The sequence below is a fragment of the Treponema sp. R80B11-R83G3 genome, from assembly GCF_054786115.1.
On the sequence record NZ_BDHF01000040.1, the window covers coordinates 45168 to 62660 of the forward strand.

Below are 17493 nucleotides of genomic sequence, written 5' to 3' on the forward strand. Positions count from 1 at the left end.
TTTTCTGCCGCTTGACATATTTTTTAACTTTTGTTATGGTAGAAAAAGCGCGGGAATAGCTCAGTGGTAGAGCGCGACCTTGCCAAGGTCGATGTCGCGGGTCCGACTCCCGTTTCCCGCTATTTACATTATGTTGAACAAAGGCGTTTGTCAGATGATGCTGGGGTCAGCTGGATTCCGCTAATATCCTCTGATAAGCGCCTTTTTTTGGAGGTTACTCTATGCAGAATGAAGGGCAAGTAAGGATACCGTCCGGCTGCGCCATATCCGGTGTTATTGACAAAACTGGACGGCGCATGAGCGGCGAAGCGATGATTAAGTCCATTTCCGTCATGCACGACCGTTCTAACGGGCTGGGCGGCGGTTTTGCCGCGTATGGCATCTATCCTGAATACAAAGATTACTACGCCTTGCACCTATTTTACGATTCCGTGTCAGCGAAAAAAGAGTGCGAAGAATTTTTAGAAGAGCATTTTGACATCATCAACCTTTCAAAAATCCCAACGCGAAAAATAAAGGAGATTACCGATGAGCCGCTGATCTGGCGTTACTTTGTAATTCCACTGCCAACAAAACTTGCGGACAGCCAGCTTGACGAGCGGGAATTTACCGCTAAATGCGTGTTCAGCGTCAATACAAAAATTAACGGCGCTTATGTCTTTTCAAGCGGGAAAAACATGGGCGTGTTCAAAGCGGTCGGATTTCCAGAAGACGTAGGGCGATTTTACAAGCTTGAGGAATATGAGGGCTGGTGCTTTACAGCTCACGGGCGTTACCCGACAAATACTCCCGGCTGGTGGGGCGGCGCCCATCCCTTCTCTCTGCTTGATTATTCCGTTGTGCATAACGGCGAAATATCTTCCTACGATACCAACCGCAGAGCAATTGAAATGTACGGCTACAAATGCACTCTTCAGACCGACACCGAAGTTATTACCTATATTATAGATTATCTGCACAGAAAACAAAAACTTTCTTTTAGCGAAATAGCTTCGGTTATCGCCGCTTCGTTCTGGCAAACAATTGAAAAGCAGCCTCCGGAAGAAAGGGAGACGCATGAATTTTTGCGCGTAATGTTCAGTGCACAGCTTATAACAGGCCCGTTCTCAATACTTGTAGGCTTTGACGGCGGATTAATGGCGTTAAACGACAGACTTAAACTGCGGAGCATGGTGGTCGGGGAAAAAGGCGATCTTGTTTACATGGCGAGCGAGGAAGCGGCTATCCGCATCATTGAACCTAACCTTGACAATATTTGGGCGCCAAAAGGCGGTCAACCTGTTATCGTTTGTATAAATGGAGGGCAGGCATAATGGCAATTAATTTTTTATATCCCGAATATGAAATGATAAGGAATTACGACAGATGCATCTGTTGCCGCGCCTGCGAACGCCAATGCGCCAACGAAGCGCACGAATATATCGCCGATTTGGAAAAAATGTTATGCGATGATACAAAGTGCGTAAACTGCCACCGCTGCGTTTCCCTCTGCCCTACCCGCGCCCTCAAGGTGATAAAATGCGGCAACACCTACAAACTTAACGCAAACTGGAACAGCAAAACTATTGATGAAATTTACAAGCAGGCGGACTCAGGAGGCGTACTATTGTCAAGTATGGGTAATCCTGAAAATTATCCCGTGTACTTTGATAAGATACTTTTAAATGCCTCGCAGGTTACTAACCCGTCCATAGATCCATTGCGCGAGCCGATGGAGACAAGGGTATCTCTCGGCGCGAAACCTGTAAATATAGAACGGAACAAAAAAGGCAGGATTATAAACAATCTGCCGCCGCAATTGCATCTGTCTATGCCGGTAATGTTCTCAGCGATGAGCTACGGTTCCATAAGTTACAACGCGCATGAAAGTTTAGCGCGCGCCGCCGAGGAGATCGGCATTCTTTACAACACCGGCGAAGGCGGTCTTCATGAGGATTTTTATAAATACGGAAAAAACACTATCGTACAAGTCGCGTCGGGACGTTTCGGCGTTCATCCGCAATACTTAAACTCAGGCGCGGCAGTTGAGATAAAAATGGGTCAGGGCGCAAAACCCGGCATCGGGGGGCATCTGCCGGGAGCGAAAATTGTAGGCGACATTTCCCGCACCAGAATGATTCCCGAAGGTACTGACGCGATTTCTCCAGCGCCGCACCACGACATATACTCTATTGAAGATTTGCGCCAGCTTGTCTTTTCTTTGAAAGAAGCCACGAATTATCAAAAGCCTGTAATTGTTAAAATTGCCGCAGTCCACAATGTAACAGCGATTGCAAGCGGAATAGCCAGAAGCGGCGCGGACATAATAGCCATTGACGGCTTCCGTGGCGGAACTGGAGCCGCGCCTACCCGCATACGCGATCATGTCGGCATTCCCATAGAACTTGCCCTTGCCGGCGTTGACAAGCGGTTACGCGACGAGGGCATACGCGACAATGTGTCCATCGTCGTAGGCGGCAGTATCCGCTCAAGCGCCGACATTATAAAAGCAATCGCTCTCGGCGCGGACTGCGTGTATATAGCGACATCGGCTTTGGTCGCGCTTGGCTGTCATCTGTGCAGAAGCTGTCACGCCGGAAAATGCAACTGGGGTATCGCCACTCAAGTTCCCGAATTGGTCAAACGTTTGAACCCCGACATCGGGTACAAACGCCTTATCAACCTTTTAACAGCGTGGCAGCATGAAATAAAAGAGATGATGGGCGGCATGGGCATCAATTCAATTGACGGATTAAAAGGAAACAGGCTCATGTTACGCGGCGTCGGATTAAATGAAAAAGAGTTAGAAATTTTAGGCATCAAACACGCGGGAGAATAAGGAGAGAAAATGAAAAAATTAATCAGCGGAAAAGTAAGGGAAATATACGAAATATCAGACGACAGGCTTGTCATTGTTACATCGGACAGAATTTCCGCATTTGATGTTGTCATGCCAAAACCCGTACTCAATAAGGGAAAAGTTTTAACCGCCCTTTCATTATTTTGGTTTGATTATACAAAGGACATTGTACCCAATCATTTTATTTCAAGCGATTTAAAAGATATGCCTGAACATTTTCATAAGAGCGAATATGAGGGAAGAACGATTTTAGTTAAAAAACTGAAAATACTGCCGTTTGAATTTGTCGTTAGGGGATATATGTTCGGCAATATGTGGGAAGCGTATTCTAAGGGAAAAGAATTCTGCGGTCAAAAAATAGAAGGCGATTATAAACTGGCTGAAAAACTTGACATCCCCCTTTTTACCCCTTCAACAAAAGCGCACATAGGACACGATGAGTATATTTCGATTCAATATCTCGCGGATAAGATTGGCGCACATCTGACAAAAAGAATAGAAAAAATTTCCTTTGAACTTTATAACACCTGTTACAATTACGCTCATAGCAAAGATATTATCATCGCCGACACCAAATTTGAATTTGGGCTTGATGAAAACAACGATATTTTTCTTGCGGACGAAATATTTACTCCCGATTCGAGCAGGTTCTGGAGTCTTTCAGATTATCAAATTGGAACTTCGCCAAAAAGTTATGACAAACAATTTGTACGCGACTGGCTTCTTAACAACAAAAAAGACGGAGAGATGCAATTTGACAATGTGCCTGACGATGTGTTAAACAAAACATCGGAAATTTACGCTGAATGCTTACGGAGGCTGGTTGATGCCTGATAGGTATGAAAACCCCCTCTGTAAAAGATATGCAAGCGCGCAAATGCAATATATATTCTCTGACGATAATAAATTTTCCACTTGGCGCAAATTGTGGATTGCGCTTGCGGAAAGCCAGAAGGAACTGGGACTTGATATAAGCGCCGATCAGATTGACGAAATGAAGGCGCACATAACGGACATCAATTACGAAACAGCGGCAAAAATTGAAGCGGAGACAAGGCACGACGTGATGGCGCATATTCGCGCCTTCGGCGAGCAATGCCCTAAAGCAAAGCCAATTATCCACCTGGGGGCAACTTCCTGTTATGTAGGCGATAATACCGACATCATTCAACAGCGTTACGCGCTTTTACAAATAAAAAAACTTCTTGTAAACGCAATAGCGAAACTTTACGATTTTGCCGCCCAATACAAATCACTGCCCTGCCTTGCCTTCACTCATTTTCAGTCCGCTCAGCCAACTACGGTGGGGAAACGCGCAACGCTCTGGATACAAGATTTATTGTTCGACCTTGAACAGCTAGAGTTTGCGCTTAACGGCTTAAAACTTTTAGGCTGCAAAGGCACAACGGGAACAGGCGCGAGTTTTCTTTCCCTTTTTGAAGGCAATCATGAAAAAGTAAAGGCTCTTGATAAAAAAATAGCCGAAAAAATGGGCTTTGACAAAGTATATCCGGTAAGCGGACAAACCTATTCAAGAAAAGTCGATTATTACACCTTGTCCGTCCTTTCCGGAATAGCCCAAAGCGCGTATAAATTTTCAAATGACATCCGCCTGCTGTCCCACCTTAAAGAAGTTGACGAGCCGTTTGAAGACGCTCAAGTAGGCTCTTCCGCCATGGCGTATAAAAGAAACCCGATGAGAAGCGAGCGCATAGCTTCCCTCGCCCGTTATGTGACGGTTGACGCATTGAATCCCGCGCTTACCGCAAGCGCTCAGTGGCTTGAGCGTACCCTTGATGATTCAGCTAACAGGCGCATATCAATTCCAGAAGCGTTCCTCGCCGCAGACGCCATACTTTCGCTTTACATCAATGTCGCGGGCGGCCTTAACGTCTATCCCAAAGTAATAGAAAAACATTTAAACGAAGAATTGCCCTTTATGGCTACTGAAAATATTTTAATGTACTGCGTAAAAAAAGGCGGCGACAGGCAGGTTCTACATGAGAGAATAAGGCTTCACTCCGTGGAAGCGGCAAAAAAAATAAAACTGCACGGCGGAGATAATGATTTAATCGTCCGCATTTTAGCGGACGAAGTTTTTGGAATAACCGAGAAAGAAATGAATAATCTGCTTTCAGCGGAGCAATTTACAGGCAGGGCAAAAGAACAAACGGAAGAATTTTTATCCGAGATTAAAATTGTTCTGGATAAAAATAAAGAATTTTTAGGCGTGGATGTTAAGATAACGGTCTAAGGGGGAATATATGCTTACAGCGGTAGTTGGAATAAATTGGGGCGATGAAGGCAAAGGCCGCATGGTCGATTTGCTTTCTGAAGGTTACGAGGTTATCTGCCGTTATCAGGGCGGCAATAACGCAGGTCATACCGTCATCAACGACAGGGGAAAATTTGTTTTAAACCTTCTGCCGTCAGGCATTCTGCGCGAAGGAACTGTAAATGTTATGGGAAACGGCATGGTGGTCGATTTGGAACATCTGTGCGGTGAAATTAAAGCGTTAAAGGAAAAAGGCATTAATGTTACTCCTGATAATTTAAAAGTCAGCGACAAGGCTTTTATTTGCCTGCCGTATCACAAAACGCAAGACATACTTGAAGAAGAACGGTTAGGCGATAAAAAATACGGTTCTACCCGCCGAGGCATTGCGCCCGTGTATGGCGATAAGTACATGAAAAAGGGGATAAGGATAGGCGATCTGTCTGACAGCAGAACCTTAAAACAAAGGCTTTCTGATATTCTCGAATGGAAAAATATGACGTTTAAAGGCTACGGTTCAGGCGTAAAGTTAGATGATATGATGAGCTGGCTGTCTGAATATGGGGCGCAGATAAATTCTTATATCACGGATATTACTGATTATTTGTCAAAGGCTATAAAGGCAGGAAAGAACATTTTGTTTGAGGCGCAGTTGGGCGCGTTACGTGACATTGATTATGGCATTTATCCTTACACTACGTCGTCTCAGGCGCTTGCCGCTTACGCGCCCATTGGAGCCGGAATCCCCGGCATTAAACTTGACCGCGTTGTCGGCATTATGAAAGCTTTTTCAAGCTGTGTGGGCGAAGGCCCGTTTACCGTGGAAATGTCAGGAGATGAAGCCGTCGCCCTTCGCGAAGCGGGAGCCGAATACGGCGCCGCGACAGGAAGACCGCGCAGAGTTGGCGCATTTGACGTGCCGGCAAGCCATTACGGAGTGCAAGTACAGGGAGCGGACGAACTAGCACTGACAAAGCTCGACGTGCTTTCATACCTTGAAAAAATTCCCGTCTGCACGGAGTATGAAATTGACGGAGCGCGAACCGCCCGTTTCCCCTCAGGCAGCGCTCTTGCAAGGGCAAGGCCTGTATATCAGTACATGGAAGGTTTTAAAACAGACGTATCCAAATGCCGAAAAGCGGAAGATTTACCGGACGCGGCAATCAAATATATCCGGTTTATTGAAAACGCCGTAGGCTGTCCGATAAAATATGTGTCAGTCGGCGCGGGACGCGATGACTATTTAGTACTAAGGTAAGATTTACCCAACCTTAAACCGTGAAACTTCCTTTATCAAATTAGCAATGCTTTCGCGGTTCTTGGCGCTTATCTCATTGACGTGGTTTACAGCTACGTTTATCTGATCCGCGCCGGTCGCCATCTCGTTCATTCCGCCGGTTATTTCCTGCGTTACCTTTTCAAGATTCTGGCTTTCATGCATGACTTCCTTACTGCCCTCAAGCATCTCTGCGGAACCGCTCTTTACCTGTTGTGTAAGCCCGTTCAAATCACCTACGCTTTTCAGGACCTGCTTGCTTCCCTGTCCCTGCTCCTCCATCGCGTTACGGATATTCTCTTCCTGCTGCGCCACCGTCTTAACGCTTGAGTCAATAGCCTCGAATCTTTTTAGTACGGTTTCAGTGGATTTGGTTATCTTGTCAATTGATTCTTTTATTTTTTTCAAAACATTACCGATTGTTTTGGACTGTTCGCTGGAACTTTCCGCCAGTTTGCGAATTTCATCGGCGACTACGGCAAAGCCTTTTCCCGCTTCACCGGCGTGTGCGGCTTCAATAGCCGCGTTCATCGAAAGCAGGTTTGTCTGGCTGGCGATGTTTTCCATGACCGCGTTAATTTCCAAAAGTCCTTCGGACTCGCGGGCTATCTCCTGAATGTCAGTGGCTACTTCCTGCAATCCGCCACGGCCAACTTCGGAGGCTTCTTGTAATGTCTTTACATTAGCGGCGTTGCTGACCAGCGTATTGGTGACAGAACTGATATTGGCTACCATTTCCTCAATGGCAGATGACGCCTGTGAAACATTACGGCTCTGGTTTTCTACATGGCCGTTTAGTTTGTTAATATTCGTGATAACCTGTTCCATTGTGGCGTTTGTTTCGGTTACGCTGGCTGACTGGTTGATTACACGCCCCTTGATGCTTTGAATATTAGCGGTAATTTCGTTCACTGCGGCGGCAGTCTCCGTCATATTACTGGCAAGATCATTGCCGATGCTGTTCAGTCCTTGCGCCTCATTCTTGATGATAATAATCAGTTTTTTAATTTTATCAAGAGTATTGTTGAAGTACAGGGCAAGGTCGCCGATTTCATCTTTGGAATTGACGGTAATGCTCCGCGTTAAATCGCCTTCACCTTCGGAAATATCTTTAAGAGTGTCAGCTACCTTGACGATTGGCTTGGTAGTGCTATCAAGAGCAAGGTAAATAATTACCACTGCCACTACAAGGGCTATCGACGCAAGGATAATTGTAAATCTGGTAATAGCGTGGACCTCTTTTAAAATGTAATTCTCCGTTGACGCGATCATTATGCTCCATGTAGTGTCTGAGTTGCCTATCTGGAAAGGCATTACTTCAATTCTTACCTTTGATCCCAAAACAGACGAATAACTTGCGCAGCTAAATGGCTTGCCTTCAAGAACAGCCTTATTAGCGTCCTGTATATAATCACCGTATAACGTATCTACATCGAGCAGGTTCTTGCCTACGCGCTCAGGCACATAACTTCCCATAATAAATCCGTTGTTTGAGTAAATATTCATCGCGGCTATTGCGTCGTTATCTTTAATGGTTTTTTCTATCACGGGCTGTATGGGTGCGATGTCTATAAGAACACATAAGTGCCCGACTACTTCGTCGGTAGTAGTTCTGGTTATGGGACCCCCTATTCTTACAATAAAAGTGTCTTTTCCGTTATTTTTAAAAGATGTGGGATTTTCAACCCTGTCTTTAAGCGCGTTAGGACCGTTCATCCATGTATTAATTTCATTAATGACGAGGTTTGGCTTTACTTCGATTACACCTGTATCCCTGCCATAAGTCATCGCGTACTGCCCTGTCGGGGTTGAACCCGGGCGGCCTATATAGCGGCTGTCCATGCCGTCCATTGCGTTTGGTTTCCAGATGGAAAATATACGGGCGAAGTTGTCATTATTATTCAGAGTAGCCAGCAGCATATTGTCATATTCGTCCCGACGTTCTTGCACGGGTATGTGTTCATATTCGCCCATTATGTCCGCAATTCCGTCTAATTTGCTTAAAAAATCATTTTCCCTGCCTTGCCAGTACATAGCTTGTGCATTGGCTGTATTTTTTAAATTGCGGACACTTAAATTTAAGCTAATATCAGAGGCTTGTATAAGTTCAATTACGGCAATTCCGCCCGCCACAACCAATACTATAGCGATCATCATGAGGCTCAATTTGATTTTAATCTTCATTTTATTACTCCTATATATTACGGTACAAAATTTGTTATATTTTACATTTTCTACAAATAAACGGATTTTGTCAATAAGATCTCACACACAGATCACCGAGCACAAAGTTCCAAGTAACGCGACCAAGTCCTATAAAATATGTCTCCACAGACTCACTTCTACAGGCCTGCGGCTTATAACTTTTTGCCGTTGTAAAAAGAGTTTTCATGCTTTTTAAAACAGCGTCTGTTCCGCCGCCCTGAAAAACTTTAACAACAAGATTGCCGCCGGGGGCAAGCGCGTTTTGCGCGTACTCAATAACCGTTTGTGCAAGTTCCAAAGAACGCGCTGAGTCTACTATGTGATTGCCTGTGGTGCTAGGCGCGGCATCGCTGATAATTACGTTATAGGGGCTTTTTGATAAAAGCGCCTCGCGTACCTGCGCAGCGGTAACATCGCCCTGAATAAAGAAAAAATTACCGCCGTCAAATAAGCCCTTGTCAAATTCGCGGGAAAGAGGGGAAAGGTCGGCGGCGGCAAGAAAGCCATTTCCGGCAAATTTACGCAGCACATAAAGACTCCAACTTCCGGGAGCGGCGCCAATGTCCAATACGCGCGGAATATTCGCGCCGCCTGGCTTACAAACCTTAAAAAGACCGAATTTTTCATCGATTTCCATTAATTTATAAACTGAACGGGCGGGATACCCTTCTTTTCGCGCTTTTTGCTGCCAGTAATCGGGTTTCTTGTAATCTGCCATTAAAATCTATTATAATAGTTTTATGGATCAAGAGTATACACAAAGGATAGAAAAAATAGAAACTGAGCTAAAACGCTGGCTGCCGGAAACTGCGGACTCAGGCTGGGCGGAAAAAATATTTCCCGATATTGAGGGAAAAATAGGCGCGGAGTCGGTTCAGTTTTTAACTGCGCCGCTTAATGATATTCTTTTTCGCGGAGGCAAACGTTGGCGGCCTTTATTGATGACGCTTGTCTGCGAAACTCTGGGCGGCGGCGATTCGGCCATTCAGCTTTCACCCCTTGTTGAATTTTGCCATAACGCAAGCCTGATTCATGACGACATCGAAGATGAGTCTGATATGCGGCGCGGTAAACCGGCTATTCATAAAACTTACGGCGTTGATACGGCGGTAAACTCGGGCTCTTTCTTTTACTTTTTATCATCAAGTTGTATTGATTCATGTAACTTAAAAAACAAAGAACTTTTTTACAGGCTTTGGGCGGATTGCATCAGAAAACTCCATCTTGGACAGGCTATGGACATATATTGGCATCGGAATATTTCCGTAGTGCCAGATATAGATGAATATTATACAATGTGCAGAATGAAGACCGGAAGCCTTGCGCGTCTTGCCGTGGAACTTGGCGCATATTCTGCGGACGCCCCCAAGGAAGCGGTTCAGGTTCTAGGCGAGGCGGCGGAAATGATGGGAGTGGGGTTTCAAATACTGGATGATGTAAAAAATTTGACAACCGGAGTCCCGGGGAAAAAACGGGGAGACGACGTAGTTGAAGGGAAAAAAAGCCTCCCTGTTCTTTTGTTTATTCACAAATACCCGGAAAAAAAGGAGCGGATTTTCTATTATTTTCACGAAGCAAAGAGAAATGGCACAAACGCTCCGGAAGTGGAAGATTTAATAGAAATGCTTACATCATCGGGCGTTTTTGCTGAAGCGGAAGAAAAAGGGCTGTCATTATTAAAGAAAACACAGAATATTTTCAGCTCTAATGAATTTTCAGGCTGTACAATAAATAAAAACGGACTTGCCCTTCTTGACGGTTTTTTAAAATTAATCAGTTAGAGAAATAAGTTGAAAAATATGTATTTAAGCGAAATTTGGTCTATTCTCAAAACTAGTCATGGAAACGCTATTTTATTGAAGCCAAAAGACAAGGATGTCGCCGTCCCAATTTTTATCGGCACTCTGGAAATGCAGTCAATTTTAATAGGAAAAGAAGGCGTTAGCATGGCAAGGCCGCATACCCACGATCTCTTCTTAAATATGCTTGCCCATGTGAACCTTTTAGTTAAAAAAGTTGAGGTTTACGAGCTAAAAGACGATGTTTTTCACGCGCGTCTTATCATAACCGGCGGCGAGTATACAAAGGAAAACCCCCTTATTCTTGACAGCCGGCCTTCCGACGCTTTTGCCATTGCAACCCGCAAAAAATGCCCTATTTATCTGGCTTCTTCTATTATAGAAGAAACCGGCGTTCCCCTGTCTTTTTTTATAAACGATATTGAAGAAGATACCGAAGATAAATATAGATCCCTAAAAGAACAATTGGAACAAGCTGTAGCCGAAGAAGAGTACGAACAGGCTGCTGAAATACGGGATTTGCTAAAAATGCTTGAAAATGACGATGATGACTAATACTCTATTGTATAAAGGAGATAATTATAGTAGACTTAGGTATGACACAACTTCAACAAACTAATCAAACAAATACAAATATCTTTAGGCTGGCGGCGGCCTTATGCCTGGTTTTGCTGATAAATCCGGGTCAATATTTTAACCACAAAAAACCGCCTGCCGAGGGAAACGGCGTTGGCGGAGGGTATCTTGCCGAAGAATTAATCTCAGAAGGGGAATCCGATGTTTTGTTAACCGCAGCTTCCCTTGATTCCGTATCTGAGCCTGAAACTCTTGCAAAAATCCGCATCCTTTTATGCGATTCCTACATGGTTCAAAGCGGCGATAATATCAGCACTCTTGCCACTAATTTAGGCTTAAATCAAGATACGATTATTTCTGTGAATAAAATAACCTATTCCCGAGGCCTCCAAGCGGGAAAACCGCTAAAAATCCCGAATCAGGACGGCATTTTTCACACTGTTAAAAACGGAGAAAGCCTAAGCTCCATAGCGCAGAAATACAACGCGAACACTGAAACCATTAAAACCGTTAATGAACTTTTTTCTGACAAAGTAGTGACCGGAACGGAACTTTTTATTCCCGGAGCGCGGCTTGATTGGTCAAAACTTCAGGAAATTAACGGCGATTTATTTATATGGCCAGTTAACGGCGCCATTACATCATACTACGGCTGGAGAAGAGACCCCTTTAACAGAGGCCGTCGCCATTTTCACAATGGTATTGACATCAAAGGCAATACTGGCACTCCCGTCAGAGCGGCTATGGCAGGCACAGTAACCGCAACAGGGTATGACAATGTTTTCGGCAATTATGTAATAATCAACCACCATTCAGGTTACCGTACCCTTTACGGCCATATGAACCTAATCAGAACAAGAACAGGCGCCTATGTCTCTCAGGGAGAACGCATCGGTGACGTTGGCAATACCGGTCAGAGTACAGGGTCTCATCTTCACTTTACGGTTTATAAAAACGGGACTCCCATTAACCCAAGAGCATTAATGAGGTAATAATTATGGATATACAATCATTATCAATAAACATGAGCCAGATTAAAGTGCAGGAACAGGCGGCAGTGCAAGTTCAGGCAATGGGGCTTAACATGATAAAAGAACAAGCAGCCGCTTTAGATAAGCTTCTCTCTACTGTTCAATCAATAATTGAGCCAAACATGGGGAAAAATGTTGATCTTCTAGTGTAAAGTTAGAAGAGATGTATGCCTAAAGAATTTCTTCAGTATAGGCGGATAGGCTGCGCATGCTGTAAAAACTTCGGAAGAACCAGCCTATACTCAAGTATTTTATTAGGCATACATCTTCAAGCGCTCGTAAGCATTTTCCACTGTGTCCTCATCATGGTGTACAATACGAGGTAGAGTATACGGAATTTCAATAGCAGTTACCAGTACGTGTACAGTCCACATGCTAATTTGGGGTACTGCTGGTAACAGGTTCTATTTCGTCTGTTTCTGTTTGGGTGCCTAACCATACGATAAAGTCATCGACCGGGCAATCTTCACAATCTTTACATTCCTTTTCACAAATGTCACTGCAATAAAAATTTGATAAGTCATGTACTTCAGCAAGTATATCGTCATTTATCATTATATGCTCCTTATGTTCTATTATTTTTTCAATAAATTAAGGGGTTTTCAAGAGGGAGAATGGGAAAAATGAGAATTATTTATTCCCGCCCGCAAGCATATCAGCAAAACTCGCTATCATATAAATAGGGATGGAATACAATCCGTCGCTAACGCCAAACCCTTTAAGAGTGGTGCGGACGGCATGAGCCGGATGGTACAAATCGCGGTATATTTCAAGGCTTTTTGATTGCGTGCGGATTCCTGATTTAACTTCTATTGGGACAATTTCATTTCGCCATTGCACAAGAAAATCCACCTCGCTCTTGCCTTCGTCACGCCCCCAGTAGAATATGGGCATAGTGCCAATTGTCTTCAATTCCTGCAATACGAATTGCTCGGTGATGGCGCCTTTGAATTCTTTAAAGACAAGCGGATCGAGATCGTAAAAAGTAGTTATGTCCAGTCCCGAAGCGGCTGCTAAAAGCCCGGTATCAAGCATATAAATCTTGAAAGCATCGCGGTCGGCATAGGCTGCGATGGGCAGTTTTGCCGCGCTTGTTCTATTCACCTTGTAAACGAGTCCTGTATTCACAAGCCAATCAAGAGCGTTTTCATAGGCCGCCGCTCTTGCGCCTGTCTTGATTTCCTTATACATAAATTTTTTTTTCTCTTTGGCAAGGTGAAGCGGTATGGAGTCCCAAATCATGCGAACCTTTGGTATATCCGTCCCCTTAATATGCTTGGAAAAATCCTCTTTATAGTTGTTTAGGATTTGCTCCTGCTCCTTGCGCGTTTCATGAAAATTACCAGATTCAATAAAAGCATTGACCGCAGAAGGCATACCTCCAACATACATATACTCTTTTAATTTTGGCTCAGCTGTGATCGAGTTCGTATTAAACATGGCTCTGTTGAGACTTTTAATATTTTTAAGCAATATGTCATTGCCCGTTGCCTGCAAAAATTCGTAAAAGGACATAGGGCGCAATGTTATCTCATCAACCTGTCCAACCGGAAATTTGCCGCCCGCTATGCCGAGAAAACTACCGGCGGCGGCAACATGGTATTTCTGCGCATTTTCATTAAAGTATTTAAGGGAGTCTTTTGCCCGCTGGCTCTCCTGAATTTCATCGAAAATAATAAGGGTTTCCTGAGGATAAATCTTTTGTTTGGAATAGTCTTCCAACCCCGCGACTATATATTCAGGTGATATATTTCCTTCAAAATATTTATGTGCATCTATGTCTTTATCAAAGTTTATATATATAACCGTTTTATACTCGTTTTTGCCGAATTCGTTTAACAGCCATGTTTTGCCGACTTGCCGCGCCCCATACAAAATAAGAGGTTTGCGATTTTTAGAGGCTTTCCAAGCCAAAAGTTCGTTGTATGCTGTGCGATTCATTTTCATATCTTTTTCCTTATATTATACTTTCACTCTATAACAAAATGACATTTTTTGCAATCAAAAATGAAAGAAAATGACACTTTTAGCAAGCAAATATTGTCTAAAATAACATTTTTAGCAATCTAAAATGTAAAGTAATAACACTTTTAGCAAGTAAATATTGTCAAATATGACATTTTTAGCAGGCGTTTTTTGTCGAAAATAACACTTTTAGTAGGCTAAAAAATAATAAAATGACATTTTTGGAATGACGAGGCTGGACATTGATCTATTCGGTCATCTGCCGCTGGCGGGCGATTGTAAACTGAACGTACTTCGACAGGGCGTTTTGAATCGGTATGCCATATTTTTCAGGCAATTTCATTCTGCATCGAAACGCCTTTATGGCAGTCTCCGCCACTTCTCTAAGCCGAGGATCTACGCATACAACAGTATCATTGTTCCATTTTATTATTGGAGGATGCCCTTTTTCTTCTATAAATTGCAAATAAATCTGAATGCGTTTTTTGCCAATTGTATCACCTTCGTACGTAACGCCGTATGTGCATTTGTCTTCTCCGGCTGTCCTTACAGGATCGATTTTGGACGAGTCCTTTATAATCTGGAACAGGCGGTCTTTATAATGCGTCCAGTTACTTTTTTGGGCAGCTTTTTTAATCTCTTCCCTTGATAAAGGTTTCTCTGCCTTGATGTATTCATCTGTTGTCTTTATATATTCTTCGGTAAGATCGTCAAAAATATCCTTATATGTCCGGTATCCGACGGCGGACGGTTCCAGAAACGGCGCCTTTGTCTTGATTACCGAAAGCAACACCGCAATTATACAGCCCATCTTTGGGTCGTCATCGCTTGAAAAAGAATAATCCCCGCCAACATACATAAATGAAATTGTCTGAGAACCGTTCCTTTTTTCCGTAATGCCCATTGCAAGCGCTGACTGAATCGCCGCTGCCCAAAACACGTTTCCTTCTGGCGTGTATTTAGGCGGCGTAATTTTGGTCGCGGAGTCGTTTATAAAGGCAACCAGTCTTGGAGTGTATTCGGTTAAAAAATCTTGATATTCTGTCATGCGTCTTAATCTTAATATAATATTTTTAAATAATATGTCAAGATATAATAAAATTAGGAATTTTTCTATTCATTACCGGATAAACCCGAAAACATAGACGAGAACGGTGAAACTATATCCATGTCCGCTATTAATTCCTGAACATCAGTATCATCAGTTTCAATTTCACTGGCAAGAGTTAAAACCTCTTCTCCTTGAATAAGAACCGGCTTTTCAACTTCACTGACATAAGCTAAAAGTCCCTCTCCTTGAATAAAAGCGGGCTTTTCAATTTCGCTGGCAAGAGCCAAAAGCCCCTTCCCTTGAGAAGAAGGCGGCTTTTCAATTTCACTGGCAAAAGTTAATAACCCATTGCCTTGATCAGAAGCGGGCTTTTCAATTTCGTTAGCAAGAGCCAATAGCCCCTTTACTTGAACAGGAGACGGCTTTTCAAGTTCGCTCGCAAGAGCCAATAGCCCCTTTCCCTGAACAGGAAACGGCTTTTCAAGTTCGTTAGCAAGAGCCAATAGCCCCTTTCCCTGAACAGGAGACGGCTTTTCAAGTTCGCTCGCAAGAGCCAATAGCCCCTTACCTTGAACAGGAGACGGCTTTTCAAGTTCGCTCGCAAGAGCCAATAGCCCCTTGCCGGAGGAGGCAGCTTTTTTTGCCGCCTTTTTACTTGCCAATTTAAGAAGCCCTTCGTAAGCTGAAGCGGCAGGTTTCTTTTTAGCGAATTTACTTGCAAGCCAAAAAAGTCCGCCGCGTTGAGAGTCGTCTGGTTCCATGGCGACGCGTAAAGCTATATCAATTATGTTCGCTTCTTTGGCTTGTGCAGCCGTTTCAACTTCGCCAATAGTCTCGGCTTCTGTAACTTCTTTAATCTCTCCGGCATCGCCAAGCTCTTCAATTTCACTAAGTTCTTCTACTTCACCAATTTCTTCAATACCTTCAGCTTCGCCAATATCTTCGACTTTGCCAATTTCTTGGGCTTCTCCGATCTCTTCAAGTTCTTCTACTTCGCCAACTTCCTCTTTTTCGCCAATTTCTTTGGCTTCTCTAATCTCCTCAAGCTCTTCAACTTCGCCAATTCCTTCGGCTTTTTCAACTTCGCCAACTTTTTCTATCTCTTCTGTCTCGCCAATTTCTCCAATTTCTTCGGCTTCGCCAATCTCTTCTATCTCATCAGTTTTTTCAGATTTCTTCGCTTCCTGTGCGGCAGGCTCTTTTTTAACCTGTTGAACAACTGCTAATTCCTGACCGCTGCCCACTTTAAGAAGAGCCAGCATTTCATCCAACGACTTATCAATAATACTGTTAATATTCTCTTCCGAGCGTTTATTAAATTTAAGGTTACTCTTTAACTGCGACCGAATTTCATCGCGGCGTTGTTCAAGTTCCAGTATCCATTTTGCCCTCTCTTGGACGGATTTATTCGCGTATAATTGTTCAAAAAGACTCTCTCTTAAGCGCGTTATGCGATTCCGTACAATTGTCACATGACCGGGCTTTAGATTTAACAGGAAGAAAAACGCGAGGAAGAACGTTAAAAAGATGGAAACTTGTAAAATAAATTTCATGGGCGCGGAAATTGAAAACAGGGAACTGTTCACAAGGCGGCCAAAAAATAAATTCTGATCTGTTTTTGTTGAAATAAGGGAAAAAGCAGTTCCGGAATCTTCAGCGTCAAGAGTTATATAACCTTGTACGCCTTTCTTCCAAATCTCCGCAACTCTGCTAAAAATAGCGCTCTTTGACGTTTCGGGACTTCCCAAAAGAATTCCTGATGGCGCGTTTATCAGAGAAATATTGTCGCTTATTTTTAACCGTCCCGCTTCGATAAGTCTTTCGGCAAACGTACTTATTGATACTGAAAAAAGCGCAGTCCCCCGGAAAACGTCCATTGAATCCCTAAATGGGAATGAAAAGATAATTCTGTCGTTTTGATCATCCATTGTAAGTTTGGCGTTATTAGCGTCTTCAACGCTTACAATTTCATAAGGCAGGGACGTTGGGTTTTCGTTATAATTACGATAAGCCGTCGAGTTTTGATTCTGGCTCATTATATCGCGCGCGGAAGTTGAATAATGAAGCCTTATCCCGTTACTGTCCACAAACTGTACTGATTGAAGCCCCACGGTCGATTCTACAAGTATTCCATATATTCTTGAACGTTCAAAAATATCATTGGGGCTTTGGTTATATAAAAAACTGCCGCGAATGGCGGGTACTGTCAGGGTAGCGAAAAACTTGCTTTTAAGGTTATTAATATGAGTTTGAACAATCTGAGCGTCTTCCGCGTTTTCCTTAACATAAGAATTGATAACCGAAGGGTTATAAAAGTGAGCCTCTACAAAGTCAAATAATTCTACGTTTACCAGATAGATAAATCCGGTAAAAAGGAGGATTGATATTAATAATGCCACAAGCGGTTTTACAAAAGTTGGCAATTTTCTACCTGTTTTTTCTGGGAACATCTAAAAATCTAACCGAGATTTTTAAG

General features: G+C 43.4%; 15 protein-coding genes and 1 tRNA gene. 10 read left to right on the forward strand and 6 right to left on the reverse strand.

Features of this window, described 5'->3' with window-relative positions:
* Positions 1–49 precede the first annotated feature (49 nt).
* The 6 genes from ACYVRH_RS07325 (at position 50) to ACYVRH_RS07350 (ending at position 6372) form a co-directional block, all read left to right on the forward strand.
* A tRNA-Gly gene (locus tag ACYVRH_RS07325) sits at positions 50–121 on the forward strand.
* 100 nt (positions 122–221) lie between these two features.
* Positions 222–1313: a class II glutamine amidotransferase gene (locus tag ACYVRH_RS07330; protein ID WP_461256278.1), complete on the forward strand. Its 1092-nt coding sequence runs from the start codon at positions 222–224 to the stop codon at positions 1311–1313.
* Complete coding sequence (locus ACYVRH_RS07335; RefSeq protein ID WP_461256279.1) at positions 1313–2818, forward strand: glutamate synthase-related protein; 1506 nt, start codon at positions 1313–1315, stop codon at positions 2816–2818. The genes ACYVRH_RS07330 and ACYVRH_RS07335 overlap by 1 nt, the downstream gene beginning before the upstream one ends.
* 9 nt (positions 2819–2827) lie before the next feature.
* Complete coding sequence (locus tag ACYVRH_RS07340; RefSeq protein ID WP_461256280.1) at positions 2828–3673, forward strand: phosphoribosylaminoimidazolesuccinocarboxamide synthase; 846 nt, start codon at positions 2828–2830, stop codon at positions 3671–3673.
* Positions 3666–5093, forward strand: coding sequence for an adenylosuccinate lyase (purB, locus tag ACYVRH_RS07345; protein WP_461256281.1), 1428 nt, complete (start codon positions 3666–3668; stop codon positions 5091–5093). The genes ACYVRH_RS07340 and purB overlap by 8 nt, the downstream gene beginning before the upstream one ends.
* A 10-nt stretch (positions 5094–5103) precedes the next feature.
* Positions 5104–6372, forward strand: coding sequence for an adenylosuccinate synthase (locus ACYVRH_RS07350; protein ID WP_461256282.1), 1269 nt, complete (start codon positions 5104–5106; stop codon positions 6370–6372).
* Positions 6373–6375: 3 nt separating this feature from the next.
* Here the strand turns inward: ACYVRH_RS07350 and ACYVRH_RS07355 are convergent, their stop codons facing one another.
* Together ACYVRH_RS07355 and ACYVRH_RS07360 are read right to left on the reverse strand one after the other, a co-directional pair.
* Positions 6376–8574 carry a methyl-accepting chemotaxis protein gene (locus ACYVRH_RS07355; RefSeq protein WP_461256283.1) on the reverse strand — a complete coding sequence of 733 codons (2199 nt, stop codon included), beginning with the start codon at positions 8572–8574 and terminating at the stop codon, positions 6376–6378.
* 70 nt (positions 8575–8644) lie between these two features.
* Entirely contained in the window at positions 8645–9313 is a 669-nt protein-coding gene (locus ACYVRH_RS07360; protein WP_461256284.1) for an SAM-dependent methyltransferase, read from the reverse strand.
* Between the two features lie 22 nt (positions 9314–9335).
* On the opposite strand from ACYVRH_RS07360, the gene ACYVRH_RS07365 reads away from it, so the two are divergent.
* The 4 genes from ACYVRH_RS07365 to ACYVRH_RS07380 are packed head-to-tail and all read left to right on the forward strand — an operon-like array spanning position 9336 to position 12153.
* Entirely contained in the window at positions 9336–10376 is a 1041-nt protein-coding gene (locus ACYVRH_RS07365; protein WP_461256285.1) for a polyprenyl synthetase family protein, read from the forward strand.
* An 18-nt stretch (positions 10377–10394) separates the two neighbouring features.
* Positions 10395–10949 carry a bifunctional nuclease family protein gene (locus tag ACYVRH_RS07370; RefSeq protein WP_461256326.1) on the forward strand — a complete coding sequence of 185 codons (555 nt, stop codon included), beginning with the start codon at positions 10395–10397 and terminating at the stop codon, positions 10947–10949.
* A gap of 41 nt (positions 10950–10990) precedes the next feature.
* Entirely contained in the window at positions 10991–11962 is a 972-nt protein-coding gene (locus tag ACYVRH_RS07375; protein WP_461256286.1) for a peptidoglycan DD-metalloendopeptidase family protein, read from the forward strand.
* Between the two features lie 5 nt (positions 11963–11967).
* On the forward strand, positions 11968–12153 hold the full coding sequence (locus ACYVRH_RS07380; RefSeq protein WP_461256287.1) for a putative motility protein: 186 nt from the start codon (positions 11968–11970) through the stop codon (positions 12151–12153).
* A gap of 223 nt (positions 12154–12376) precedes the next feature.
* Here ACYVRH_RS07380 and ACYVRH_RS07385 read toward each other — a convergent pair whose 3' ends face one another.
* From ACYVRH_RS07385 to ACYVRH_RS07400, 4 genes are all read right to left on the reverse strand, one after another.
* Positions 12377–12556: a hypothetical protein gene (locus ACYVRH_RS07385; RefSeq protein WP_461256288.1), complete on the reverse strand. Its 180-nt coding sequence runs from the start codon at positions 12554–12556 to the stop codon at positions 12377–12379.
* A gap of 75 nt (positions 12557–12631) precedes the next feature.
* The gene (locus ACYVRH_RS07390; protein WP_461256289.1) at positions 12632–13948 is read right to left on the reverse strand and encodes an ATP-binding protein; all 1317 of its coding nucleotides are present in this window, start codon (positions 13946–13948) and stop codon (positions 12632–12634) included.
* 265 nt (positions 13949–14213) lie between these two features.
* Complete coding sequence (locus tag ACYVRH_RS07395; protein ID WP_461256290.1) at positions 14214–15014, reverse strand: hypothetical protein; 801 nt, start codon at positions 15012–15014, stop codon at positions 14214–14216.
* A gap of 65 nt (positions 15015–15079) precedes the next feature.
* Entirely contained in the window at positions 15080–17440 is a 2361-nt protein-coding gene (locus ACYVRH_RS07400) for a hypothetical protein (protein ID WP_461256291.1), read from the reverse strand.
* Positions 17441–17493: the final 53 nt, after the last annotated feature.

Bases quoted from the DNA above. Each gene is read 5' to 3' on its own strand.
- ACYVRH_RS07335 (WP_461256279.1), top strand. From the start codon at position 1,313: ATGGCAATTAATTTTTTATATCCCGAATATGAAATGATAAGGAATTAC.
- ACYVRH_RS07355 (WP_461256283.1), bottom strand. From the start codon at position 8,574: ATGAAGATTAAAATCAAATTGAGCCTCATGATGATCGCTATAGTATTG.
- purB (WP_461256281.1), top strand. From the start codon at position 3,666: ATGCCTGATAGGTATGAAAACCCCCTCTGTAAAAGATATGCAAGCGCG.
- ACYVRH_RS07390 (WP_461256289.1), bottom strand. From the start codon at position 13,948: ATGAAAATGAATCGCACAGCATACAACGAACTTTTGGCTTGGAAAGCC.
- ACYVRH_RS07350 (WP_461256282.1), top strand. From the start codon at position 5,104: ATGCTTACAGCGGTAGTTGGAATAAATTGGGGCGATGAAGGCAAAGGC.
- ACYVRH_RS07370 (WP_461256326.1), top strand. From the start codon at position 10,395: ATGTATTTAAGCGAAATTTGGTCTATTCTCAAAACTAGTCATGGAAAC.
- ACYVRH_RS07360 (WP_461256284.1), bottom strand. From the start codon at position 9,313: ATGGCAGATTACAAGAAACCCGATTACTGGCAGCAAAAAGCGCGAAAA.
- ACYVRH_RS07395 (WP_461256290.1), bottom strand. From the start codon at position 15,014: ATGACAGAATATCAAGATTTTTTAACCGAATACACTCCAAGACTGGTT.
- ACYVRH_RS07375 (WP_461256286.1), top strand. From the start codon at position 10,991: ATGACACAACTTCAACAAACTAATCAAACAAATACAAATATCTTTAGG.
- ACYVRH_RS07380 (WP_461256287.1), top strand. From the start codon at position 11,968: ATGGATATACAATCATTATCAATAAACATGAGCCAGATTAAAGTGCAG.
- ACYVRH_RS07340 (WP_461256280.1), top strand. From the start codon at position 2,828: ATGAAAAAATTAATCAGCGGAAAAGTAAGGGAAATATACGAAATATCA.
- ACYVRH_RS07330 (WP_461256278.1), top strand. From the start codon at position 222: ATGCAGAATGAAGGGCAAGTAAGGATACCGTCCGGCTGCGCCATATCC.
- ACYVRH_RS07365 (WP_461256285.1), top strand. From the start codon at position 9,336: ATGGATCAAGAGTATACACAAAGGATAGAAAAAATAGAAACTGAGCTA.
- ACYVRH_RS07385 (WP_461256288.1), bottom strand. From the start codon at position 12,556: ATGATAAATGACGATATACTTGCTGAAGTACATGACTTATCAAATTTT.